The sequence below is a fragment of the Olsenella intestinalis genome, from assembly GCF_023276655.1.
Taxonomy (GTDB): Bacteria; Actinomycetota; Coriobacteriia; order Coriobacteriales; family Atopobiaceae; genus Olsenella_J; species Olsenella_J intestinalis.
Genome location: NZ_JALGRK010000001.1, coordinates 476715 through 501144, shown reverse-complemented (window position 1 = coordinate 501144; position 24430 = coordinate 476715). Strand labels below are relative to the sequence as shown.

The window sequence follows — 24430 nt, the reverse complement described above, 5'->3', positions numbered from 1 at the left end:
GGCCTACTCGCCCTCGCCCTTCGCGTCCGCCTCTCCGTCGCCCTCGGCGGCGGGCTCGGGCGCCGTCACGCGCAGAAGCGCGACGCGCCGGCCGCGCATCGACTGAACGCGGAACGTATAGCCCTCGACCTCGAAGGCCTCGCCCGGCTTGGGCAGGCCGTCGGCCGTCTCGAGCACGAAGCCCGCGACGGTCTCGTACTCCTCGCTGTCACGGATGGGCCAGCCGAGCTCGATGGCGTCGTCGAGCGAGAAGCGGCCGTCGACGAGCCACTCGCGCTCGGAGAGCTTGGTGAGGTACTTGTTGTCGGGATCGAACTCATCCTCGATCTCGCCGACGACCTCCTCGACGATGTCCTCGACCGTGATGACGCCAGCCGTCCCGCCGTACTCGTCCACGACGATGACCATCTGCTCGTGGCTTGTCTGCATCTCGGAGAGTAGCGGGATGATGTCCTTGGTGTCGGGGACGAAGCTCGCGGAGTGCATGTAGCGCGAGATGGGCTTGGAGCCGGCGCCGTCATCGATCATGGGGCCGATGAGGTCCTTGATGTGCGCGATGCCGACGATGCGGTCGACGTCCTCGTGGAAGATCGGGATGCGCGAGAAGCCGGTGGCGCGCATGACCTCGAGGACCTCGGAGACGGTCGAGGTGTCCTCGAGGGCGGTCGTGTCGACGCGCGGAATCATGACCTCGCGGGCCTTGGCGTCACCGAGCTCGAAGATCTCGTGGATCATCGACTTCTCCTCCTCGGAGAGCTCGTCAGAGTCGGTGACCATGTAGCGGATCTCGTCCTCGGAGACGTCGAGGCGATCGTCTGCGCCCTTGATGCCGAGCAACGCTGACAGAGCGTCGGCGCTCGCGGAGGTGAGCCAGACCAGCGGGCGCGTGATCTTGGCGAAGGCGCTGACGGGTCCGGCGACCGACTTGGCGATCTTCTCCGCGTCGGCCATTGCGATGCGCTTGGGCACCAGCTCGCCCACGACGATGGAGACGTAGGAGACGATGAGGGTGATGAGCACGGTCGCGAGACCACCAGCGAAGGAGCGCTCGAGCCCGAGACCCGCGAGCCATGCACCGAAGGGCTCGGAGAGGCTCGTCGCCGCGAACGCGGACGAGAAGAATCCGAGCAGGGTGATGGCAACCTGGATGGCCGCAAGGAACGCGGTGGGGTTTTCCATGACGCGGGCAGCCTTGGCCGCGCGCCTGTCGCCCTCGTCGGCCTCGTGGTCGAGGACGACCTTCTTTGCGACGGAGAGCGACATCTCCGACATAGAGAAGTAGCCGTTGGCGATCGTCAGAAGCAGGGTTACGAAGATAGAGAGTGCTATGTCCATGCGCCGGTGCGCGACCTCCTCGGTCAGTGCAGATACGTATGTGCAGATGATAGCAAACCCCGCAGGTAGCCGTCTCATTCAGCCGCTGGGGCGGACAGCGGCGACCCGCCGAGGCGTGGCGCCTCTAAAGCGTCTTGCTCGAGTGGCTGCGCCTCACGCAAAACGCTCCCACCGTGCGAAGAATTCATCCTCCCGATTGAAAAAATGGCCCTCCGTGGCAACTCAAACGCCTCCACCACTTGAGCGAGAGGCCAAGGCACTGCATAAATTCGTGTCTTTGCCCAGTTAGGGCCATTATGTTATGCAGGCAAGCTCCGGCCAAGACCTGCATGGCCAGCGATCGAGTTGCCACAGGGGCTCGTTTTTGCACACCAGGTCTCGGAATCTTTCCACGGAGCACCACTTTTTCATGCGCCGGCGGGCGCAGGCTACGCTCGGCCCTCCTTCAGGCCAACGCCAGACCCAAAGGCGATCTTGTCATGCACGAAGGCGTAGCGGTCCAGCATGCGCTTCGAGGGGCGATGCCGATTGCGACCAAGCTCGCACGCAATCTCCTCCGCCAGCGTAAGGAGATGCCCCGCGTCAAGCAGCTGCTCGTTGGTAATGCGATGCACCGCGTAGCCAGAGGACACAACAGCCTCGCGGCGTCGTGCGTCGCGGTCGATTGCCTTGCTCGTAAGATGCCATTCGTTGCTCTCGTACTCGGCCATGACATCCCTTCGCCCTCCCCTCCCCTTCCAAAGAAAGTCGGCCCGGATGGAGGGGTGCCCCAGAAGCTCGGCGGCACGGCCGGCAAGTTCGACCTCCTTGTTCAGCCGGAAGCCATCAAGTCCCAGGCCCCCGCGCACCCTCGGCAGGGCGAACATAATCGCAAGGTCCGTCTCGCGAGGCGAAGCCGAACCCTCCCGTACGAACGGCAGCAGCCTCAGGGCACGCGCGGCCCCTCGGCTCTCCACAGCGCGGGCCGCCATCACATACCCCGCCAACTCCTCGACGGTCGTGAGGGGCTCGATGCCATAGACACAGGAACGTTCCGACCATGGCGCAAGGCAGTAGCTCCCCGTGATCTCGTAAGCCACGGCAATGAGGTCAAGGTCATCGACCGAGGTCGATGCCAGTTGCACGAAGGTCGGCGCCATCGAACAGACCTCCACCCCGTTCACGCGATCGATCTGCGCCGCTGGCGCGCCTGGCCCGCGCCACACATGGTCACGGAGGAGCTTTCGGCGGTGCCTTTCGCCGGCGGCTGAGGAAACCACATCGAGCGGCGCGTCGATGTGACACGCCCGAAGCGTGCGATCCAGGATCTCATGGCTACCCCAGGCCGCCCGGCCATAGATGTGCGTCTCGCTGAGGTCCAGGTCCCCCGCGCGCACCGCCCTCCAGAACGCGAGCGCCGACTCGAACCCAACCAGCATCTCCGCATTGCGCATATCGGTTCCCCTCTCGTGGTCGCATTGCACCGTTCGTACACGCGAGGGTAGCCACAAATCTCTTGGGATGAAAGACTGTTTTCGCCGAATAAGCCCAGTTCAGAGGGGCAGTTTTCTGCCAGCTAAGGGCCAGCTTCAAAAGGGAGGGCGCCCACCGCAGCTGCGGCGAGCGCCCCCAACACCTCTGTCAAAGCAGCCCTAGCGGTTGCCCGCCGCGCGCCTCTCCTGGTACTGCTCCGCGAGCTTCTGCTGCACGTCGTGAGGCACCTGCTCGTAGCCGCCCAGCTCGAGCTCGAACTCGCCCGTGCCACGGGACAGCGAGCGCAGCCGCGTCGCGTAGTCGGTGACCTCCGCGTAGGGCACGGTCGCCTCGATCTCCGTCATGCCGAGCCCTGCCATGCCCTGGGCCGCGACCATGCCGTCGACGCGCCCGCGACTCGCCGAGACGTCGCCCATGATCGAGCCCGCGTAGCTGTCAGGCACCACGATCTTGAGGTGCGCCATCGGCTCCAAGAGCACCGGCTCCGCTCCCGCGGCCGCCTTCTGGAACGCGATGCGCGCGGCCGTCTTGAACGCCATCTCGTTGGAGTCCACGGGGTGGTGCGAGCCGTCGTACACGGCGACTCGCACGTCAATCATCGGATAGCCCGCAAGCACGCCGTCGGCCATGGTCTCCTGCACGCCCTTGTCGATCGCAGGGATGTAGTTCTTCGGCACGTGCCCGCCCACAACCTCGTCCACGAACTCGTAGCCGCCGCCTGGGTTGGGCTCGAGCCGCAGCCAGCAGTCACCGTACTGCCCGGCGCCGCCCGTCTGCTTCTTGTGACGCCCCTGCGCGCTCGACGTGCGCCGGATCGTCTCGCGATACGGGATGCGCAGCGCCACCGTGTGCGCCGGCGCGCCCACGGCCGCCTCCAGGCGGTCGAGAAGAACCGACACCTGGGCCTCGCCGATCGCGCAGATGACGGTCTGCCCCGTGTCCTCGTCGCGCGTGACCGAGACCGTGGGGTCGGCCGCGGCCGCGCGCTCCAGGAACTCGAACACTTTGCCCTCGCTCCCGCGCTTCTCCGGCTCGACGGCCACGCGATAGAGCGAGTTGGGGAACCTAAACGCCGCGGCCTCCACCTTGCCCGTGACCGAGAGCGTGTCGCCCGTGAGCGCGTCGAGCTTCGGCACCACGCAGATGTCGCCCGCCGCGACGGACTTCAGCTCGCTCGACTCGCGGCCGCACATCCGGTTGAGGTGCCCCAGCCGCTCGCCCTTGCGCGTCCTCGCGCACGTGAGCTCGAGGCCCGGCTCGAGCGTGCCGGCAAGCACCTTCACGAACGAGAGCTTGCCCATCTGCGCGTCCTGCAGCGACTTGAAGACGAACGCCACGGGGCGGTCGTCGTCGGGCGAGATGTCCAGCTCCTCGCCGTTGACCAGCGGCACGCGGCCAAAGTCGGCCATCGTCGGGAACCACTCCGCCACGGCATTCATGAACGAGATGACGCCCTCCTCACGCACGCACGACCCCGCAAACACCGGAACGAACGAGCGCCCACGAATCGCCTCGGACAGCAGCCCCTCAAGCTCGGCCTGCGTCACCTCCTCGCCCTCGAGGTACTTCATCATGAGCTCGTCGTCGCACTCGACCACCAGCTCCACGAGCTGCGAGCGCGCCTGCACGGCGGCGGCCACGAACTCGTCGGGGATATCGCCCTCCACGGGCGACCCGCCCTCGAGGTGCCGCGCACGCATGTGCACGACGTCGATGATCCCCGCAAACTCCGAGCCCGACCCCATCGGCAGCGTCACGGGCACGAGCCGCGACCCATAGCGCTCGCGGGCGGCGGCCAGCGCCGTCTCCCAGTCGGCGTCCGGACGGTCCAGCCTGTTCACGAACAGCGCGCGGGCAAGGCTCAGCTCCTCGGCCGCGTACCACAGCCGCGTCGTGATCGCGCCGGGCCCCGACGCCGCGTCAACCACGAACAGCGCCGTCTCCGCCGCGGCCAGCGCACCGTACGCGTCGCCCACAAAGTCCGGGTAGCACGGCGCATCGAGCACGTTGATCCGAACGCCGCCCCACTCCACGGGCGCCATAGTCGTCGAGATCGAGAACCCGCGCGCACCCTCCTCGCTGTCATAGTCCAGCGTCGGCTTCGTGCCGGCATGCCCGCCCAGGCGCGTCGTGCGCCCGCTCAGGTGCAGCATCGCCTCGGCAAGCATCGTCTTTCCCACGCCACCCTGCCCAACGAGGGCAACGTTCTTGACCGAACCGCAAGCTCCTGCCATGTGACCTCCTCGAGCCGGGCCGAACCACGTCCGGCGAGGCCGGGCATGGCGGCGCATCACACTGTCCGCGCGGTCGAGAAGAGCCTGCCCCTCACCCCGCGCATGCCCCCACCATGACAGTCTCTGCCCGACCGTCGCCCTCGCTTCGGGAAGCGTCACGCCCTCGCCCGCAGACGCATGAACGCGCACGCCCCGCACGTCGCCGCGCACCCCAGGCGCGCACGAGAAATCGGCGCACCACTTCGTTTCACTAGAAAACGCTCCTTTCGGAAGCTTTCTTCCGTGAATTCTTCCGTGCAAGCGCGGGAATCTCTATCGTGCGCGGCATGCTGAGGCTCGGTGTATCGAGCGTGAGTTATGAGTAATGTGATGCAGAAGTATGTACATCTGCGTTATACTCTCTTACGAGGTGATCATCATGCAGAAGTCAGCAACGCTCAGCCTGCGGGTCGACCCCGCGGTAAAGCAGTCGGCCGAGTCCGTCCTGTCGCAGCTCGGCCTCTCCATGTCCACCGCCGTCGACATGTTCCTACGCCAGGTCTCGCTCACGGGCAGCATACCGTTCAGGGTGGCACTTCCCGAGGCACCGCGGTCTCTCGACGTGGACGCGATGACCAACGAACAGCTCCTCGAGGCGTTGTCGCGCGGCCTTGAGGAGGCGGACGAGGGCAGGGGGGTGGAGGCTGCCGCCGCGTTCACCCGCCTGAGGGAGGAGCTCGTCGGTGCGTAGGTACGAGGTCCGCATGACGCCCTCGGCCATGTCCCAGATCTCGGATGCCGTCAGCTTCGTGCGCGACGACCTCGACATGCCACAGGCCGCCGCCAGGCTGCTCGAGGAGTTCGAGGGGGCAGTGATGGGCCTCGCGAGCATGCCCAGCAGGTTCCATACGGTCGACGCCGAGCCGCTCCTCTCGGCGGGGGTCCGCCGCATGAACGTCCGCAGGTACTCGGTCTTCTACCGGGTGGACGAGGCGAGCCTGGTGGTGGACGTGTTCGCTGTGTTCTACGGGACGCCCTCGGACGAGAGGATCAGGAGGGTCTTTGCCGGCAGCGTGAGGGAAGGCCGATAAACAAGATCACGTGCATACGCCTGGGCGTGAGGGACATGGGGCGCTCGGTCGCCTTCTACCGTGACGGGCTGGGCTTTGGCACCGACTACGCGGAGGAGAGCCCGCGCGTGCGCTTCTTCGACATGCCGGGGACCAAGTTCGAGCTCTACCCGCTGGAAAGGCTGGCGGAGGACATCTGCCCAAGCGACCCGCCCGCCATCGGCGAGGGGTTCGGCGGCATCACGCTGACGTTTGCGTTTCGATGAACTTGAAACTCTACGGACCCACCAACCCAAACAGTCGCCCCATCAATTTTCAGCCATAGCCTGCTTTAGTGCGATAGACTATAGGGAATATGTGCGCACAGACGCCGCGGGCGACACGGGCCCCACGACACCCGCGGCATAGGAAGGACCACCCGCCCCATGCTCGACCCCCACTTCATCAGCGTTTACAACGAGCTGAACATCTTCTGCCTGATCATCCTCGCGATCATCGGACTCGGAACCCGCATCGAGAGCTCCGACAACGCCACAGCGCGCAGCCACACACGCGCGATCCTCGCCACCTGCGCCTTCATCGTGACGGACGCCCTCTGGTTCACCATGAACTCGGGCTACCTCCCCGGTTCAGCCTTCTCGCTCATGACGCTCAAGTCGCTCTACTTCCTCTCGACCACGTTCATGTGCTACTGCTGGTTTATCTGCTTCGAGCGCCGCCAGGGCATCACCGACGAGAAGATCGGGAGCAGCAAGCTCTACGTCCCGTCCCTCGTGGCCATCCACCTCGTGCTGCTCGTCGCCAACGCCTTCTTCGGGTTCTTCTTCCGCTACGACGGCCTCACCTACGTCCGCGGGCCCCTCTTCCTCGGCCAGTACATCCTCTCGTACGGCTACGTCCTGCTCTGCAGCGCCATGGCGCTCAAGCGCGCCATCGCCGACGAGCACTTCTCCGAGCGCGAGCGCCACATAGCCCTCGCGCTCTTCCCCGTGCCGCCCGCCATCTGCGGCGTGATCCAGTACTTCGCGCCCTTCCTGCCGTGCGCGTGCTGCGGCATGACCATCTCCGCCCTGGTCATGTACCTGAACTCGCTCACCCAGCTCGTCTCGCGCGACGCCCTCACCGGCCTCAACAACCGCAGGCAGATGGTGCGCGACATCGAGAACGCACTCTCCCCGCGCCTCGAGCCGGGCACGCTCTGGGTCATCATGGGCGACCTCGACCGCTTCAAGCAGATCAACGACAGGCACGGCCACACCGTCGGCGACCGCGCGCTCGAGATCTGCGGTCGCGCCCTCAAGCGCGCCGTGCGCTGCGCCCCCGGTCGCGCCAGCATCTACCGCTACGGCGGCGACGAGTTCGTCATGCTCGTCCCCAACGCCACCGAGTCCGACATCGAGAACCTCTGCACCGCCATCCGCTCCTGCCTCGACGCCGAGTGCGCGCAGGACGACGGCGACCTCGTGCTCGGCATGAGCCTCGGCTACGCGTGCAACACCCCTGCGTCCACGGCCCGCTCGCTGCTCAAGAGCGCCGACGCGGCAATGTACGTCAACAAGCAGTCCCGCCACGCGCAGGCCTAGCGCGGGCGCGGCGCCAGCAGGCACCCCGAAAGGACGCCATGGGATTCAAGACCTACACCTGCCCGATCGCGCGCGACTGCGGCGGTTGCGAGTGGCTCGCCGTCCCCTACCCCATCCAGCTGCGCCGCAAGCGCGAGTACGTCGACGGGCTCTTCGCCGACATGGCGAGAAGAGACAACGCCACGATCGACGACGTCATCGGGATGGACGAGCCCTGCCGCTATCGACACAAGGCGGCGACGCCCTTCGCGCCCGGCAAGCCCTCGCACTCCCGCAACTCCCGTGGCGCCGGCCACGGCCGCGCCACCATCCGCTCCGGCTTCTATGCCCCGCATAGCCACCGCATCGTGCCCGCCGACGCATGCCTCGTCGAGTGCGACGCCGCCCGACCCATCCTGAACGACGTCGCCCGCGTGGCCGAGCGCCTGGGCATCCGTGCCTACCAGGAGGACCGCGGCCGCGGGACCCTGCGCCACGCCGTCGTGCGCGTCGGCCGCGCCACCGGCGAGGTCCTGCTCACCGTCGTCACCAACGGCCAGCAGCTCCCGCGCGAGGCCGACTTCGTCTCCGAGCTCTGCCGCCTTCACCCCGAGATCACGACCATCGTCCAGAACGTCAACCAGCGTCGCACCAACGCCATCCTCGGCCGCGAGTGCCGCACGCTCTTCGGCCCCGGCCACATCACCGACGAGCTCCTGGGCTGCTCCTTCCAGATCGGCCCCACGAGCTTCTACCAGACCAACCCAACCCAGACCGAGGTCCTCTACCGCCTCGCCATCGAGGGCGCGCGCCTCGCCGACGGCTCCCGCGTGCTCGACGCCTACTGCGGCTGCGGCACCATCGGCATCTGCTGCGCCGCCGCCGCGCGCGACAAGGGCCTCTCCATCAGCGTCCTCGGCGTCGAGCAGGTCCCGGGCGCAGTCCACTCCGCACGCAAGAACGCCCAGGCCAACGGCCTCTCCGACGTCTGCCGCTTCGAGGCCGCGGACGCCACCGAATACATGACAACGCGTGGCCGAGAAGAGCACTTCGACGTCGTGATCATGGACCCGCCGCGCGCGGGCTCCACCCCGCAGTTCCTCTCCGGAGTCCTCGCCCTCGCGCCACGCCGCGTCGTCTACGTGAGCTGCAACGCCACCACCCAGGCCCGCGACCTCGAGCAGCTCCGCGACGGCGGCTACCGCCTCGAGCGCCTCACCCCGGTCGACATGTTCCCCCACACGAAGCACGTCGAGACCGTGGCCACGCTCGTGCGCGACTAGCCGCGACCAGGCTGGACGCCCCCCGCCAACTCGAACAAACCCCGTCCGTTACCCAAACGCTCGGGTTAAGGTTTGCCAATGTCAGGAAGTCTATTCATCTGATAATGCGTTACAAATCGTTTATGCGATTCTCGAGCACGTCCATGAACGCAACGATTTCCTCGAAAGCAGTAACGTCGCCGAAGACCATAGGGCGCATGGATTCATAGTCTGCCTCAAGTTCCGCAAGCCTTTCTGGTTGCGGGGAGAGCTTCAACGTGCCTGGCTTCGCATCAGGAAGCTCCGACCACGGTGTGCGGTAGAACTTTTCCTTGAACGCAACCACCTTGGCCAAAAGCTCAGGTTGCGCAATCGCTCTCTCGACGACGTTGGAATGTCCAAGCTTATACATGTCGAAGTAGTGGCGGGCGTAACGTTTGGGCATTGCTTTGCCCTCAGGCCGGTTCGCCTCCTGGTGCAGGATCGTCGCCTTCTCCCAGAACGTGCGCTCCGGCGCTGCGGTTGCGACCACCGTCGATGGAGAGGCGAACAGTTGCGGATGCAGCTCGGCAAGGTACGACATTATCGAAGCTGGTTGCGAAGGCGTCCAGGCGGCGAGGGGGCCTATCTCGAGCTTTACCACATCGAGGGTCGCCTCACTCGAGAAAAGCCTGGGGTAAGCGAACAGCACCGTCTCCTCGGCATCGCCCATGCGCACATCCGCGTCAATGCCAAGTTCTGCGGACAAGCCGGCTTTCAATGATGGGATGAATGCGTTCGCCAGGTAGTCGTTCGTGCGCTCGATAGTCTCGAGCTTGAACTTGTCCTGCTTGGTGTTCGAGCGCTCCTCCCACGGCTCATTCAAGCCGTAGCCGATGAGGCGCCAGTCCAGAATCAAATCGACATCTTCGGAGAAGCGCTCTATGAGTCCGAAAGCCTTGGACAAGCTTGTGCCGCCCTTGAAGATGATGGAGTCCTTGAATTCGCTGCGGTGGAACAGGTAGTCAAGCAGGTAGCACACCCAGAGGTCCTTTTCCAAGATGGCTTCCGACAACCCGGTCTCAGAGACTCCGAGCTCGATGATGGCGGCTCGCTCCGAGCTTTCCTTGGTCACAACGCTTAGCATCTCTTGGCCTCCTTCACCTTCTTTGCAAATCCAAATACCCAGGCCGTAGAATTGCGGGTCTCATCATAGAGCGCCTCGACCTCCTCATCGCTCAAGCGGGCGGCGATTCTTGCGGCGACATTTTCGTCGGCCGCATCCTTGCCGATTGCCTTGAGGGCCTGTATCACCAGGCACGTGATCGGTGAGCAGTCGAGGAGGTCCCTGTTCGCCCGGTGCTTCATGGCTATCGCGAACTTGCCGTACTGGTAGGTCTTGTACGGCCCGCTGCTCACGTACTCGTAGATCGCGGGCACCTGCGTATCGAGCCCGAGACGGTTGAGGGCAGTGTCACCGGAGGGTGCAATTACCCACTTGTTGTTGCGCGCGATGGCATGCGCGATCGCATCGGGCGTGGGCGGCACATCGACATCGAGCTCCTCGACGCGCTTCGGTTTCGCGTACACCCCGCGCATGGCGCGCATGATGTCTCCGCGCTTCGCCATGCGGGACAGCACGGTGTTCGCGTTGTCCACGCTCGCTATATCATGGAAATCTGACGGCACGAATACCGAACCAGGTTCCGCCTCGGTTATCCGATCTTCGATTTCTGTTGCGATGGACATGGCCATTCCCTTCGATTAATGAGTGTCAGAAAAAGTATATACTATATCTGACATTCTGCAACAGACCTGGTGGACCCGTAATGCAAATAGTGGTTGCCGGTGCCGTTGAAGCACCAATCTAGCGTGAAAGCAACAGAAGATCTTTTTCTGGCGAATTGTATCTATTCTCCGCGGCACTCATACGCTCAACCTCCCATGAGCACGCACGGCCGATTTGACCTCGCGCAACGGCATGCCCCGCGCCGTCAGGCCCATATACTTCTGGCAAGTATGCGACCACCGCAACCACGAGGGCGCAGGTTCAACATGAAACGTACCAGTCGCGCATCCAAGGCGCTTTCCGTCTTCTTCTCGTTCGTCCTTGCAGTCGGGCTCCTACCGACCGGCACGACCACGGCCCAGTCCCTCCCAGAGCGCCCCTCGGTCTCCGACGCGACGGACGAACAAGCCGAGGAGTCCGCCGTCCCCGCGCAGCCCGACGATGACGCCGAGGCCTCCGATACCTCGGCCCCGACCTCGGCGCCCGATCCCGAGCAGCCGACCGACACCGAGGCGAACGCCGAAGCCGGGGCCAACGCCACCCCCTCATCGCTCGACGCCGACGTCCCCTCCCTCACTGACGTCCTCGACGAGCCCGGCATCCAGCCCGCGGCTGCCACGGGCGCCCTCGCCTCCGCGCTCGACCCCACAGCGACCCCCGCACCAATCGCCCCACAGGCCCTTGGAGCAACGCCGGCCGAGGCAGACGCCGACCATCCGGAGGACACCGGCGCCCTCAGCGTCCAGGCAACGGCCCCGATCACAGAGGGCGTGACCGTCACGATCTCGCGCGCGGGCACCGACTCCTGGTCGGCAGCCCCTGGCACCCAGAACACCATCATCCTCGCCGACAACGCCATCTATCGCTTCACGGTCATAGGCGGCCGGGGCGGCGGTAGCGCGGCCGGCGCCGTCTCGGGCGGCTTCGGCGGGACGGCCAAGGCCGTCTCCCCCATGAGCCCCCGCACGCTCTATGGCGTCGCCGGCGGCCAGGGCCAGACCGGCACGGGCGGCGACGGCGCGGTCACGCCCACCGTCGGAGGCGCCAACGGAGGCGGTAGCGGCGGCACGGGCAACTGGCGCAGGGGCCGCCTCTGCACCTCGGGCGGCGCCGGTGGCGGCGCAAGCCACCTCGCCGCGGCCGAGGGATCCACCGCAGACCTCACCGACTCCCAGCTCGCGCTCGTCGCGGGCGGCGGTGGCGGCGCCTGCTGGAACTACAGCGGCGGCGCGGGCGGCGGCGCGTCCGGAGGCAACGGCGCCGCAAACAGCGGCACGGCCCCAGCGGGCGGCACCCAGACCTCCGGCTACAAGCGCGGCGTGGGCATGGACGGCATCGCCGGCACCAACGGCGCGACCAATGGCGCCGAGGGCAAGGGCGGGGGCGGGGGCGGCTACTGGGGCGGCTTCGCGCGCGACTGGGGAGGCGGCCACTCCGACGCATCCGCCGGGGCGGGCTCGGGCTTCCTCGGCGAGGGCTTCTTCCAGGGGCAGAAGGCCGACGCCGGCTCCATCGTCCGCGACGGCATCACCGTGGCCACGACCACGGCCGGCGGCGGGACCGGCGAGGGCCAGGTCACGGTCGAGTACCTCGCCAGCATCATCGCCCTCGACGACCAGGGCGCCGACACCCCGGCAGGCAACTCCACCATCTACGCCGCGCCCAAGACCGACCTCTACTACGACGACTACTACTCCGTCGACGGCCTCGGCATGACAATCGACTCCATCGACGTTCCCACCAAGGCCGGCTGGACCTTCACGGGCTACTTCACCGAGCCCAACGGCCGGGGCACGAAGTGCATCGATCGCGACGGCTCCTTCGTCCCTGGCGCCTACCAGGTCGGCACCACCACCCTCTACGCCTCCTGGAAGCTTGCCGTCACCTTCGACGACAACGGTACCGGCGTCGCCATGCCCGAGACGCAGGAGCTCGACTCGGGCGACCTTGCCGCAAGGCCCGCCGACCCCGTCTCCTCCATCGGCGACTTCCTCGGCTGGTCCACCGACCACTACTCCTTCCGGGCCTTCGACTTCTCGACCCCCATCACGGCCGAGACCACCCTCTACGCCTTCTGGGAGCCCAGCGTCACCTTCGCCATGCAGGGCCACGGAGACCCGGTCGCACCCCAGTTCGTGACCCGCGGCACCCCGGCCACGCGCCCCGAGGACCCCTCCGCCACGGGCTATACCTTCGAGGGATGGTTCGTCTCGGACGACCCCGGCGAGACGCGCCAGTTCGACTTCTCGACCCCCATCGACGCCTCGACGCGCGTCTTCGCGCGCTGGGCCGCCAACCGCTACAACGTCAGGTTCCTCAACGGAGACGAGCAGGTCGGCACCCAGGACTTCGTCTACGGCGACCCCGAGACGCCGCTCACCACTGCGGCGGAGCTCTCCCTCGAGCGCCCCGGCTGGCGCTTCGCCGGATGGCGCGCGCACGATTCGCTCCAGGTCGACTACACCGACGGCCAGGCCGTGCGCAACCTCTCCACCGAGACCGGCTTCGTCGACTTCCACGCCGTTTGGGTTCGCGACCTCACGTTCGTCAGCGGAGAAGAGCCTGCCGCCGACCCCCTTGCCGCCTCTCAGGACCAACCCGCTTCCGGCCGCAGCGTTCAGACCGTGCCGCAGCTCTCCGACGTCATCTCATACGCGTCCGTGACCGCCCCCGACCTCGCCCCTGTCGACGGGTGGGCCGCACTCGGCTGGACGCAGGGTGGCGACGCCGCTGCCGCACCCGAGTTCTCCGCCGGTGACGTCATCGCCCCACAGACCGACGTCACCTTCTACGGCCTCTATGACCGCGACGTCACCCTCTCCTTCGACGGCAACGGCGCGGACGATGGCTTCGTCGACGAGCTCGTGGCCACCCAGCACATGAACGCCTACGGCTCTCTCGAATCCGCGTCGTTCGTCCTGCCCGAAAACGGCTTCTCCCGCATAGGCTGGCGCTTTGCGGGCTGGGATCTCGGTCGCCCGGGCGACACCGTGACCCTCGCCCTCAAGCCGTCCGACTCCGCCAGCCTCACCTGCATGGCGCAATGGTCCGGGCCCTACGAGTACGTGATCGCCTACGATGCGAACGGCGGGTCAGGCGCCATGGGCGTGCAGGTTGTCCCCGAGCACGTCCAGACCCAGCTCTCGCCCAACGGCTTCGCGCGCGACGGTTTCGAGTTCGCCGGCTGGAACACAAAGGCAGATGGCACGGGCACCTCCTTCCAGGACGGCGAGCTTCTCGTCGACCTTGCGGACCCCAACGAAACCGTGACGCTCTTCGCGCAGTGGAGCGCACTCCCGCCCCGTGAGGCACCCGCCGGCAACGATCCCTCTGGGGCGTCGACCACGCCCACGCCCGGAACAGGCGACCCGCTTGCTAGGACGGCGGGAGCATGCACCCTCCTGCTTGCCGCCGCCACAGCGACGCTCGCGTTGGCCGATCGTCGCAAGCGGGCGGGGCGCTAGCGACAGGCCAAGCCAACCAGACAAGACAAGTCCCCCACTACAGACCGAGATGGTCCCCCGGCCGCGTGGATGCGGGGGGCAAATACTGGAATTGCTTGCTGAACAGGGCGCCGAGGCGTCTCCTACGACGCAGGAGCGATGGCGACCGTGCCGTCGTCGCGCACGGAGACGCGGCCCTCGGCAAGGAGCTGGATGGTGTCGGGATAGAGCTCGTGCTCGATGGCGTGGATGTGCTCCTCGAGCTCGTCGACGGACCAGGACTCGTCGATCGCGAGCGCGCGCTGGGCGATGATCGGGCCGCAGTCGTACTTGTCGTCGGCGAAGTGCACCGTGACGCCCGTGACCTTGACGCCGTAGTCGTAGGCGTCCTGGATGGCGTGGGCGCCCTTGAAGCTGGGCAGCAGCGCCGGGTGCAGGTTGACCACGCGGTTCTCGAAGGTACGCAGGATGGGCGCGTGGACCATGCGCATGTAGCCGGCCATGATGACGTAGTCGACGTCGGCGGACCTGAGCGTAGAGGCGATGACCTCGTCGGCCGTGATGGGGTCGGCGTAGATGTCCTTGGAGAGCGTCATTGTCTGGATGCCGGCGGCCTCCGCTCGCTTGAGGCCCAGGGCGCTCGGGCGCGAGGAGATGACGATCGCGACCTCGGCGTCGAGGGTGCCGGCGGCGATGCGGTCGATGATGGCCTGGAGGTTGGTGCCGGAGCCGGAGATCAAGACGCCGAGGCGAAGCGGCCTGTGGTCCTGGTGGCCGCCCTGGGCCGCGGCCGCGCTCTGGGCTGCGCTCATCGGTAGACCACCTTGCCCTCGCCCTCGACGCACTCGCCCATGACGAAGGGCGCGAAGCCCTGGTCGGAGAGCTTCTCGCAGACCTCGTCGAGGTCGTCGGGAGCGCAGATGACGCTCATGCCGACGCCCATGTTGAAGGTCTTGTAGGCCTCGTCGGGCGTGAGGTTCGCGGCGCGGACGCAGTAGTCGATGATGGGCGGCACGTCCCAGGCGGGGCCGTCGGCGCCGCCGCGGTCGACCACGGCGTCGACGTTGGCGGGTAGCGCGCGGTTGAGGTTCTCGGTGATGCCGCCGCCGGTGATGTGGGCCATGGCGTGGATGGGGGCGCCGGCCTTGAGTGCGGCGACGAGGCCGCCGGCGTAGATGGTGGTGGGACGAAGCACGGCGTCGGCGATGGACTCGCCGCCGAGCTCCTCGAGCGGCTCGTTGAGCTCTGCGACGGACTTGCCCTCGATGGCGACCTTGCGCACGAGCGAGTAGCCGTTGGAGTGGATGCCGGAGCTGGGCAGGCCGACGATGACGTCGCCGGGGCGGACCTTGTCGGGACCGATCATCTTGGGGCGGTCGACGACGCCCACGACGAAGCCGGCGAGGTCGTAGTCGTCGGGCGCCATCACGCCAGGATGCTCGGCCATCTCGCCGCCCACGAGCGCGCAGCCGCTCTTCTCGCAACCGCGGGCAATGCCGCCCACGACCTCGGCGACATGCTCGGCGCGGAGCTTGCCGATGGCGACGTAGTCGAGGAAGAAGAGGGGCTCGGCGCCCACGGGGACGACGTCGTCGACGCACATGGCGACGAGGTCCTCGCCCACGGTGTCGTGGCGGTCGAGCAGCTGGGCGATCGCGAGCTTGGTGCCCACGCCGTCGGTGCCGGAGACCAGCACGGGGTCCTCCATGTCCTTGAAGGACTTCATGGAGAAGCAGGAGCCGAAGCCGCCCAGGCCGCCGATCACCTCGGGGCGACTCGTGGCCTTGACGGCGCCCTTGATCGCCTCGACGGCGCGGGCGCCCTCGTCCACGTCGACGCCCGCGTCGGCGTAGGTTACGTGCCTGGCTTGGTCCTTCTGCATGTGCTGCTCTCCTTTGGGTTCGCGCGTCTCGTGTCAGCTGGCCGGCGCGTGCCGGCGTAGATGGTGGTCCTTGTGGGGCGGTAGGCTCTTCTCGCTACTGTGCCTCCTGCGCCGAGGCATCCGCGACGACGTCGGCCGCGGCTGCCGCGGCCTCTGCCGGGGCGGCCTGCTGCTGCGTGGCAGCCGTGCCCGCGGCCTCGTCCTTGGGGATGGCGATGAGCTCAGAGCGGCCGTAGCCGTCGTAGTAGTTGCAGGTCGACATCGTGAGGACGTGCTTGGCGTTGTTGATCGCCTGGTCGACGTCGGCGCGCTTGGAGACGGCGTGCGTCAGGCGCTCGCGGAGGTAGTCGTGGAACTCCTCCTCGGAGGTGAACTGGAAGCGGCGGACCTCCTGGTCCTCGGGGTGCGTGAAGTAGGCCATCAGGGGCTCGAGCTCGTACTCGTGCTCCTCTGTCACGTACCAGATGGTCTTCGTGGCGTCGAACACCTCCTGATCCTTGAGGAGGAACAGCGGGTAGAACATCGAGCCGTCCTTGAGGTGGTGCCCGTAGAGGATGGACTGCTGGTCGACCATGCCGGGCTTGGTGTTCTCGCAGTCGAGGAAGATCTGGCCGCCGACGATCCACTCGCCCGTAGCGCTGTGGCGCAGGTACCACTCGTTGTCGCTACCCTGGTAGACGGGGTAGTTGATGACGGTGCCGGGGACGTAGAGCCAGCCGACGATGTCGGGGTTGATCGCCTTGAGCGCGGCCCAGTCGATCTTGGGGGCGCCGTCGCCGAGCGTGGCGTAGGCGGCGAGCTTCTTGTTCTGGACGTCCTGCTCGTGGTAGCGCCACATGGAGAAGCCCCAGATGCCCGCCGCGACGAGCAGCAGGATGACGCCGACGGCGATCAGGATGTTGGAGACGAGGTTGCCCTTCTTGCGCTTCTTCTTCCCGCCGGGGGCGCCGGAGGCGGGGTCGGCGGCGTGCGCCGCGCCGGACGCGGCGGCCGCGGCCGGGTCGAGCGAGGGCGAGTCGGGAGAGATGACGTCGAAGGGAGACGCGTCCGTTCCCGCGGCGCGGGAAGGCTGGCCTGCGGGAGCGCCGGGCGCAGCGGAGTCGTCGCGCATGTGGCGGTGGTTGGAATTCTCAGCCATTAGAACCCCTCCTTACGAAGAGGCGCGCCTAGGCCTCGGCCATGGCGCGCTTGAACTCGACGACCTTCTCTCGATACTCGGGCATGGTGGCGCCGAGGATCTGCGTTGCGTAGATTGCGGCGTTCTTGGAGCCGCCGATGGCCACGCAGGCCACCGGGACGCCGGAGGGCATCTGGACCATGGAGAGCAGCGAGTCCATCCCGCCGAGGTCCGACGTCTTCATGGGAACGCCGACGATGGGCAGCGGCGTGAACGCAGCGACCACGCCACCGAGGTGCGCGGCCTTGCCGGCGGCAGCGATGATGACCTTGATCCCGCGGTCGGCGGCGCTCGACGCCCACTCGTGCACGCGCTCGGGCGCGCGGTGCGCCGAGGCGATGGTGAGCTCGTAGGGAACGCCGAACTCCTCGAGCTGCTTGGTGCACGCCTCCATGGCGGGGAGGTCTGACTTGGACCCCATGATGATTCCTACCAGTGGTGCGTCTGCCATGCTCGCCCTCCATAGAAGTCATGTCACGTGCGGCGAGAGGGGCGTGGGCTCTTCTCGCCCGCTCCCGCAGCGAGACGTGTCGCGGCGGGAAGGTGCGTCCAGTATAACGTGCCTTACCGGCGAGGCGCCCCTTGCACCCAAGACGTAACGAATCGGGGGCGCGCCGTCTGCCGCGCAGGCCGAAAGGCACGCCGCGCACCGCATTTCGCGCGGTCGGGACGGCGGCGATTGATACGCTGGCCTCAACTGCCTCGTGCCTCGGCGCCCAGGGCTCGCCGAGGCGTGCGCCAAGGAGCATGCCATGGCGTTTGAGAGTCGACACAGGGTGAGCCCTCACGCGAGCGGGTGTGGCGGTGCGCTGCGACGTCGCGCGAGGCGCTTGCGTAGGGTCTGCATGGCCGTCGGCGTCGTGTGCGCCGCGGTGCTCACCCTTGGCTGCGGCTCGTCGGGCGAGACCGTCTCGGGTGCCGCGTTCGCCGCGGCGGGGCGCGTGAGCGAGAGCGCCTTCGATGCGGCGTCGGCCGAGGGCGGGCAGGGCGGCTCGATCGACACGTCCCACGTGAGCGAGGGCTACGTCTCGGCGAGCGCGACGAGCCCGGTGCGCCTCAAGTTCCAGGTGATCATGGGCGAGCAGAGCTACAACTACGACCTGCCGTCCGACGGGACACCCATCGCGTGCCCGCTCAACATGGGCGACGGCGCGTACACCTTCCGCGTCATGCGCAACACCGAAGGCACAAGCTACGTCGAGGTGGCGTCGGCGAGCGCCCAAGTCCAGCTGGCGAGCGAGTTCGAGCCGTTCCTGCACCCCAACGTCTTCTGCGACTACACGGAGGACAGCGCGTGCGTGGCGCGGGCGCGGGAGCTCGTGGCGAGCGCGTCCAACCAGGGCGAGGCGGTCAAGAGCATCTGCACCTTCGTGGTCGACAACGTCACCTATGACACCGACAAGGCCGCGCGGCTCAAGGACGCCACGGGCTACGTGCCCGACCCCGACGACACCCTCGCCTCCCGAACGGGCATCTGCTTTGACTATGCTTCTCTCGGCTGCGCCATGCTCCGCAGCGTCGGGATCCCCTGCAGGCTCGCCTGCGGCTACGTGTCGCCGGGCGACATCTACCACTCCTGGATCCTCGTCTACATCGACGGGACCTGGAAGACCGTCAAGTTCACCGTCGACCCCAACACCTGGAGTCGCGTTGACCTCACGTTTGCCGCGGCGGGCGATGCCGAGCAGTACGTGGGAGACGGCAAGACATATACTGTGCGGTACGTGTACTAGGACGACATGGCGTGTTGTGCGGGGGCGGACGTTGACGGATGGCCCCGCGTGGATGGAAGGACGACCACGATGGCAGAGACCTTGCTTGAGAGCAGCGCCATCAGCGCATTCTGCGGAAGCATGGCGAGCATGCTCTCGGCCGGCATCCAGATGGACGAGGCCGTCCACATGCTGTCGGACAACCAGAGCGACTCGCGCTTCAGGAGCGTCTGCGGCGAGCTCTACGCGACGATCGTCGAGGGCAGCGGCCTGGCGGACGCCATGGCCGAAACGAGCGCCTTCCCCGAGTACGCGGTCGAGATGGTCCGCGCCGGCGAGCGCTCGGGCCGCGTCGAGGGCGTGCTGCGCAGCCTCGAGACCTACTACGACGAGGAGGGCTCGGCCTTCGCCAAGCTGCGCGCGGCCGTGAGCTACCCCGCCGCGCTCCTGTGCATCATGGCGGTCATCCTCGCGTTCACGGTGATCATCATCCTGCCGGTCTTCATCAGCGCGTACGAGCGCATCTCCGGGTCGCTCACGAGCAGCTCGTTCGGGGCCGTGGGCGCCTCTATCGCGATCGGCTGGGTCGCGCTCGTCGTGACCATCGTGCTGGCGATTGCGGTCCTCGCGCTCGCCCTCATGTGCGCGTCCGAGTCCGGCCGCCTGCGCGCGATCAGCTTCTTCGAGAACTTCGGGCCCACGCGTGACGCCCTCTACGAGCTGGCGGTCGCGCGCTTCACCTCGGCGCTCTCCACCTACATCTCCTCCGGCCTCGACACCGAGGCGGCGCTCGAGAGCTCCATGGGGCTCGTGACCAACGCCACGCTGCACGAGCGCCTCGAGGGGGTCCTCGCCGACATGCGCAGCGTGCAGGAGCCGCTCAGCCTTGCGCAGGCGATCGCCAAGCACGACATCTTCGAGCCCGTCTACGCGCGCATGCTGCAGGTGGGCTCCACCACCGGCAGCATCGACCAGATCCTGAGCCGTCTCTCGCACCTCTTCTTCGACGACGCGCTCGAGCAGGTCGACGCCCTCATCTCCCGCGTCGAGCCCCTGCTTGCGGCCTTCCTCACGCTGGCCGTCGGAACGACGCTCGTCTCGGTGATGCTGCCCCTCATCGGCATCATGCACTCGATCGCCTAGGAATGTGAGTCGACCATGTACCACGAGCAGACAACACGGCAGATCAGGGCGCGCCGGCGCAGCCGCATCATCGCGGCCGTCGTCGTTGTCGTGCTTGCCGCGGCGGTCTTCGTCGGCTACGGGATCTTCCAGGCGCGCACGCGCGAGCAGGGCGCGATGGCGCTGAGGGCGACGATCATCGAGACCGCCAACCGATGCTGTGCCGTCGAGGGGTCCTACCCCGCCTCGCTCTCCTACCTCGAGAAGAACTACGGCCTCGTGGTGAACCATCGCGACTACGTGGTGGGCTACGAGTCGTTCGCAGGAAACGTCGTTCCGACCGTGACGGTGGTGGCACGATGAGCGACTGGACGCGCATCGCTGACGACGGCCGCGCAGCCGAGCGCGGCAGCAGGGACGAGCAGGTCCTCGAGGCCCTCGCCTCGAGCGCGCGCATGCGCACGCCCCAAAGGGGCGGCTCCATGGGGGTCTTCCTCATGATCCTCTTCGCGGTCTTCGTGGCCATCGAGCTTCTGGCCGTCGGCATGGCCACCATCAGCTATCGCTCCCTGCATGAGATGCAAGAGAAGAGCGAGCGCTCGTCGCTCGAGCTCGGGCCCGTGGTGAGCGCCCTTCGGGCAGGCGACCAGCGCTCCGCGATCGCGCGGGGGACGGGGCCCGAGGGCGAGTCCCTCGTGATCGTCGACGCGCTCGACCACGGGACCTACGAGAACCGCATCTACCTCTACCAGGGAAAGCTCGTCGAGGAGTACTCCGTGCAGGGCACGCCCTACACGCCCTCCAAGGCGACGTCCCTGGGAGCCACCTCGTCCTTCTCGTTCGCCTACGACGAGGGCCTGCTCACCATCAAGACCGATGACTGCGTCGCCAAGGTGGCGCTGCGCAACGCCCTTGGGGGTGCATAGCATGGCCTCGACGAGACGCGGCACGAACCAGCACGGCGTGGCCTTCCTCGTGGAGGCGCTCGTCCTCATCGTCGTCCTCACCTCGACGCTCGCGGTGTTCGCCAAGCTTGTGGCGACCTCGCAGCGCGACGCCCGCACGAGCGCGCGCACGGCGAGCGCGATCGTGCTCGCCACCAACGTGGCCGAGGACTTCTCGGCGCGCCCGTTCGAGGGCACCCACACCGAGTCCGGCCAGGATGTTGTCGCCACGTGCACGGCGACCTCCGAGCCCACCGGCCCCGGCACCATGTTCCGTGCGACCATCACCGTGGCCGACGCCGAGAGCGAAGCGACGCTCTACACGCTCGAGACCGCCCGCTACGTGGGAGGTGAAGCGTGATGTCCAAGCCGTCCGGAACCGGCAACATGCGCATCGGCCTACTCACCATCCTCACGGTGGTCATCGTCATCGTGCTGGCGGTCCTCTCGGTCCTCGAGGTCACCACCGCCGGCGCCATGCGCGCGCTCACCGCGCGCCAGGCCACCATGACCACCGAGGCGTACCGCGCCGAGACCTGCGGGCAGCAGCTCGTCGCGCGCGTCGACGCCCAGCTCGCACAGAGTAAGGCCAGCGGCGCAGACCGCGCGGCGGCGCTTGACGCCCTCTCGGGCAAGCTCTCCGGCATCTCGAGCGTCGTCTCCACGAGCGACGTGACCGCGATCGCGCGCGTGGACGGCAGCAAGGTGGAGGCCACCATCACGACAACCGGCGGGCGCACGCTCACCGTCACCATCAACGTGACCGACGACCTCGCCTGTGACGTCAGCGCATGGAGGCTCGCGGCCGTGTCGGCCGACGAGAAGGACGCGACGACGCTCTGGGGCGGCCCGGGCACAAACTAGTTTGGAGAAGAACATGGAGCTCGAAGCGACTCTGAGGGACATGATCGACCGCAAGGCGTCCGACATCTTCGTCGTCGCCGGCCTGCCGCTCTCCTACAAGGTCGGCGGGAAGCAGATCCGCTGCGACATGGACAGGCTCATGCCCGCCGACACGGAGTCCTTCGTCCGTGAGATCTACCGCCTCGCCGGCCGCGACTTCTCCCATTTCGAGGACAACTACAACCACGACGAGGACTTTTCGTTCTCCATCGCCGGCCTCGGGCGCTTCCGAGCGAACGCCTTCCGCCAGCGCGGCTCCTTCGGCATGGTCATCCGTGTGATCCCCTTCGGCCTTCCCGACCCCAAGGAGTTCGGCATCCCCGAGGAGGTCCTCTCCCTCGTCAACTTCAAGCGCGGCCTCGTGCTCGTCACGGGCACGGCCGGCGCCGGCAAGTCCACCACGCTCGCCTGCATGGTCGACCGCCTCAACAACGAGCGCGACGGCCACATCGTCACGATGGAGGACCCCATCGAGTACGTGCACCAGCACCGCAGGTGCATCGTCACGCAGCGCGAGGTCCCCACCGACGTCGCGACCTACTCCGAGGCTCTGCGCTCTGCCCTGCGCGAGGCGCCGGACGTCGTCCTTCTCGGCGAGATGCGCGACCGCGACACCATGGCGACCGCCGTCACGGCAGCTGAGATGAGCCAGCTCATCCTCTCGACCATGCACACCTCGAGCGCGTCGACCACGGTCGACCGCATCGTCGACACCTTCCCTGCCACGCAGCAGCGCCAGATCCGCCTGCAGCTCTCGATGGTCCTCCAGGCCGTCGTCAGCGAGCAGCTCGTGCCCACCGTCGACGGCAAGATCGTGCCCGCGTTCGAGATCATGGTCTGCAACCCCGCCATCCGCAACCTCATCCGCGAGGAGAAGACCTACCAGATGGACTCCATCATGGCCTCCGCCTCCAGCGTCGGCATGATCACCATGGACCAGAGCCTGTTCGGCCTTGCCAAGGACGGCATCATCTCCCGTGACACGGCCATCCAGCACGCCATCCACCAGGAGGCGCTCGAGAACCGCTTCGCCGCCGCCGGCATGTAGGCCACGTCCCTCGCCTGCAGCGCAACCCCGTCGAGGGCGCGATTTATTGGGCGGGGCCCTAGTCGTCTGGGTGCAAAAACTTGGTCCCGTGCGAAGATTCGCGACCCGGCCGAGCAAAAACGTGCCTCCGTGCACAACTGCCCCTCCCCCGGCCAAGGGTCCTCACGCGAGCATGCTGCATAGAAGCCGACATTCGCGCAGGTAGGCCGTGAAAGTATTCACGACACCACCGTGAGATAACGCGCGAGCGGCGTACAAGCTTGCCACGGAGGAGCAAAACTGCGCACGCACACTTGAAATCTTTCCACGGAGGATGGGTTTTGCATCAGTGAACGCCCTGCAGCGCAAAAGCGGGTTGGAGGCGCGACCGCCAGAGGGCGTACGCACAAGACCCCGCCCTGGGCGCGAGGTCTTGTGCACCTTCCGCATGAGTCGATTGTTTCCAACGTCGCACAATCGCGCGGCGCCGAGCATGTACGGCGCGAAACGGCTACCCTAGTTCGCACGCATCGGTCCATTAGTCCATGTGAAAGGAAGCAACCATGACTCTTGCGAAGGATCTGTACCTCTACCAGAGGCAGGGGACCTACATTCCCCGCATCGCCGCCGTCCATGACCTGTGCGGGTACGGCAAGTGCTCGCTCGGCGTCGCGATCCCCGTCCTCTCTGCCGCCGGCTGCGACGTGTGCCCCGTGCCCACGTCCCTCTTCTCGGCGCACACCCTCTTCGAGACCTTCTACATGCACGACACCACCTCCATGCTCGAGGGCTACCTCGACGCCTGGGACAAGGAGGGCATCGTGCTCGACGCGGTGTACTCTGGCTTCCTGGGCTCGGCCGAGCAGGTCGCGGCCATCAAGCGCATCTACGACACCCATCCGCGCGCGCTGCGCGTCGTCGATCCCGTCATGGGCGACGGCGGCAGCATGTACCCCACCTACACCGAGGAGATGTGCCGCGCGACGGCCGACCTCGTCGACGGCGCCGACGTCCTTCTGCCCAACCTCACCGAGGCGTCCCTGCTGACCGGCATCGACTATCTCGGTCAGGACGTGGACGAGAAGTACGTGCGTCGCATGCTGGACGCCCTCCTGGAGATGGGCGCCAAGACCGTGGTCCTCAAGGGCATCAACCACGGCGACGGCATGATTCGCAACTACGTGGGTGGCCGCGACGTCGAGACCGTCGAGATCTCGGCTGAGGTCCTGCCGTTCATGCTGCACGGCACCGGCGACCTCTACGCCTCCTCCGTGCTCGCCGCCATCATGGCCGGCAAGTCGCTTTACGACAGCGTCGCCTTCGCCGGCGAGCTCGTGCGCCACGCCATGCTGGTCACGCGCGACCAGCCCGACTACGAGGTTCGCGGCGTGAGCTTCGAGAGCGTCCTGGGCGAGGTCACAAGCCTGATCGCCTAGGCTGGAACACGGCGTTCTCGGCGCCATCAAACCATGAGACGGATGCGTGCGGGGTTCTGCAGGAGCAGGACCCCGCGTCTCGTTTCACGTGGCACAATGGT

The 24430-nt window shown here is 66.9% G+C and carries 23 protein-coding genes; 14 read left to right on the top strand and 9 right to left on the bottom strand.

The window, feature by feature from the left end; translation table 11 throughout:
- Nucleotides 1-3 precede the first annotated feature (3 nt).
- The 3 genes from M5D76_RS02005 to M5D76_RS01995 form a co-directional block, all read right to left on the bottom strand.
- A complete protein-coding gene (locus M5D76_RS02005) occupies nucleotides 4-1335 on the bottom strand; it encodes a hemolysin family protein (RefSeq protein WP_248921722.1) in 1332 nt (443 codons plus the stop codon).
- 428 nt (nucleotides 1336-1763) lie between these two features.
- Nucleotides 1764-2768 (bottom strand): endonuclease domain-containing protein, encoded by a 1005-nt coding sequence (locus tag M5D76_RS02000; RefSeq protein ID WP_248921721.1) that lies wholly within the window; start codon nucleotides 2766-2768, stop codon nucleotides 1764-1766.
- A gap of 198 nt (nucleotides 2769-2966) precedes the next feature.
- On the bottom strand, nucleotides 2967-5042 hold the full coding sequence (locus M5D76_RS01995; RefSeq protein WP_248921720.1) for an elongation factor G: 2076 nt from the start codon (nucleotides 5040-5042) through the stop codon (nucleotides 2967-2969).
- Between the two features lie 418 nt (nucleotides 5043-5460).
- Here M5D76_RS01995 and M5D76_RS01990 point away from each other — a divergent pair, with 418 nt between their 5' ends.
- From M5D76_RS01990 to rlmD, 5 genes are all read left to right on the top strand, one after another.
- A complete protein-coding gene (locus M5D76_RS01990) occupies nucleotides 5461-5772 on the top strand; it encodes a type II toxin-antitoxin system RelB/DinJ family antitoxin (RefSeq protein WP_248921719.1) in 312 nt (103 codons plus the stop codon).
- Nucleotides 5765-6112 (top strand): type II toxin-antitoxin system RelE/ParE family toxin, encoded by a 348-nt coding sequence (locus M5D76_RS01985; protein WP_248921718.1) that lies wholly within the window; start codon nucleotides 5765-5767, stop codon nucleotides 6110-6112. The genes M5D76_RS01990 and M5D76_RS01985 overlap by 8 nt, the downstream gene beginning before the upstream one ends.
- Nucleotides 6109-6357 carry a VOC family protein gene (locus tag M5D76_RS01980; protein WP_346348398.1) on the top strand — a complete coding sequence of 83 codons (249 nt, stop codon included), beginning with the start codon at nucleotides 6109-6111 and terminating at the stop codon, nucleotides 6355-6357. The genes M5D76_RS01985 and M5D76_RS01980 overlap by 4 nt, the downstream gene beginning before the upstream one ends.
- A gap of 159 nt (nucleotides 6358-6516) precedes the next feature.
- A complete protein-coding gene (locus tag M5D76_RS01975) occupies nucleotides 6517-7674 on the top strand; it encodes a GGDEF domain-containing protein (protein ID WP_248921716.1) in 1158 nt (385 codons plus the stop codon).
- Between the two features lie 38 nt (nucleotides 7675-7712).
- Nucleotides 7713-8936, top strand: coding sequence for a 23S rRNA (uracil(1939)-C(5))-methyltransferase RlmD (gene rlmD / locus M5D76_RS01970; RefSeq protein WP_248921715.1), 1224 nt, complete (start codon nucleotides 7713-7715; stop codon nucleotides 8934-8936).
- Nucleotides 8937-9045: 109 nt separating this feature from the next.
- On the opposite strand, the gene M5D76_RS01965 is transcribed toward rlmD, so the two are convergent.
- Entirely contained in the window at nucleotides 9046-10041 is a 996-nt protein-coding gene (locus tag M5D76_RS01965; RefSeq protein ID WP_248921714.1) for a nucleotidyl transferase AbiEii/AbiGii toxin family protein, read from the bottom strand.
- Entirely contained in the window at nucleotides 10035-10643 is a 609-nt protein-coding gene (locus M5D76_RS01960) for a DUF6088 family protein (protein ID WP_248921713.1), read from the bottom strand. The genes M5D76_RS01965 and M5D76_RS01960 overlap by 7 nt, the downstream gene beginning before the upstream one ends.
- Nucleotides 10644-10949: 306 nt before the next feature.
- Between M5D76_RS01960 and M5D76_RS01955 the strand changes: the two genes are divergently transcribed.
- Nucleotides 10950-14147, top strand: a complete 3198-nt coding sequence (locus M5D76_RS01955; protein ID WP_248921712.1) for an InlB B-repeat-containing protein — start codon at nucleotides 10950-10952, stop codon at nucleotides 14145-14147.
- A gap of 122 nt (nucleotides 14148-14269) precedes the next feature.
- Here the strand turns inward: M5D76_RS01955 and purN are convergent, their stop codons facing one another.
- The 4 genes from purN to purE all read right to left on the bottom strand — a co-directional run bounded on the left by purN (nucleotide 14270) and on the right by purE (nucleotide 17636).
- Nucleotides 14270-14938 (bottom strand): phosphoribosylglycinamide formyltransferase, encoded by a 669-nt coding sequence (purN, locus tag M5D76_RS01950; RefSeq protein WP_248921711.1) that lies wholly within the window; start codon nucleotides 14936-14938, stop codon nucleotides 14270-14272.
- Nucleotides 14935-16008: a phosphoribosylformylglycinamidine cyclo-ligase gene (purM, locus tag M5D76_RS01945; RefSeq protein ID WP_248921710.1), complete on the bottom strand. Its 1074-nt coding sequence runs from the start codon at nucleotides 16006-16008 to the stop codon at nucleotides 14935-14937. Before purM ends, purN begins: the two co-directional genes overlap by 4 nt.
- A gap of 94 nt (nucleotides 16009-16102) precedes the next feature.
- Nucleotides 16103-17146 carry a class B sortase gene (locus M5D76_RS01940; protein ID WP_248921709.1) on the bottom strand — a complete coding sequence of 348 codons (1044 nt, stop codon included), beginning with the start codon at nucleotides 17144-17146 and terminating at the stop codon, nucleotides 16103-16105.
- A 28-nt stretch (nucleotides 17147-17174) separates the two neighbouring features.
- Nucleotides 17175-17636 carry a 5-(carboxyamino)imidazole ribonucleotide mutase gene (gene purE, locus M5D76_RS01935; RefSeq protein ID WP_248921708.1) on the bottom strand — a complete coding sequence of 154 codons (462 nt, stop codon included), beginning with the start codon at nucleotides 17634-17636 and terminating at the stop codon, nucleotides 17175-17177.
- Nucleotides 17637-18030: 394 nt separating this feature from the next.
- On the opposite strand from purE, the gene M5D76_RS01930 reads away from it, so the two are divergent.
- The 8 genes from M5D76_RS01930 to M5D76_RS01895 all read left to right on the top strand — a co-directional run bounded on the left by M5D76_RS01930 (nucleotide 18031) and on the right by M5D76_RS01895 (nucleotide 24329).
- Nucleotides 18031-18918 (top strand): transglutaminase-like domain-containing protein, encoded by an 888-nt coding sequence (locus M5D76_RS01930; RefSeq protein ID WP_248921707.1) that lies wholly within the window; start codon nucleotides 18031-18033, stop codon nucleotides 18916-18918.
- 69 nt (nucleotides 18919-18987) lie between these two features.
- Nucleotides 18988-20040, top strand: coding sequence for a type II secretion system F family protein (locus M5D76_RS01925; protein ID WP_248921706.1), 1053 nt, complete (start codon nucleotides 18988-18990; stop codon nucleotides 20038-20040).
- Between the two features lie 15 nt (nucleotides 20041-20055).
- A complete protein-coding gene (locus tag M5D76_RS01920) occupies nucleotides 20056-20382 on the top strand; it encodes a hypothetical protein (protein WP_248921705.1) in 327 nt (108 codons plus the stop codon).
- On the top strand, nucleotides 20379-20945 hold the full coding sequence (locus M5D76_RS01915) for a DUF4860 domain-containing protein (protein WP_248921704.1): 567 nt from the start codon (nucleotides 20379-20381) through the stop codon (nucleotides 20943-20945). The genes M5D76_RS01920 and M5D76_RS01915 overlap by 4 nt, the downstream gene beginning before the upstream one ends.
- 1 nt (nucleotide 20946) lies before the next feature.
- Nucleotides 20947-21324 carry a type IV pilus modification PilV family protein gene (locus M5D76_RS01910; RefSeq protein WP_248921703.1) on the top strand — a complete coding sequence of 126 codons (378 nt, stop codon included), beginning with the start codon at nucleotides 20947-20949 and terminating at the stop codon, nucleotides 21322-21324.
- Nucleotides 21324-21827, top strand: coding sequence for a hypothetical protein (locus M5D76_RS01905; RefSeq protein WP_248921702.1), 504 nt, complete (start codon nucleotides 21324-21326; stop codon nucleotides 21825-21827). The genes M5D76_RS01910 and M5D76_RS01905 overlap by 1 nt, the downstream gene beginning before the upstream one ends.
- 13 nt (nucleotides 21828-21840) lie before the next feature.
- Entirely contained in the window at nucleotides 21841-22914 is a 1074-nt protein-coding gene (locus tag M5D76_RS01900; protein ID WP_248921701.1) for a type IV pilus twitching motility protein PilT, read from the top strand.
- Nucleotides 22915-23456: 542 nt separating this feature from the next.
- Nucleotides 23457-24329 (top strand): PfkB family carbohydrate kinase, encoded by an 873-nt coding sequence (locus tag M5D76_RS01895; protein WP_248921700.1) that lies wholly within the window; start codon nucleotides 23457-23459, stop codon nucleotides 24327-24329.
- The last annotated feature ends 101 nt before the right edge of the window (nucleotides 24330-24430 follow it).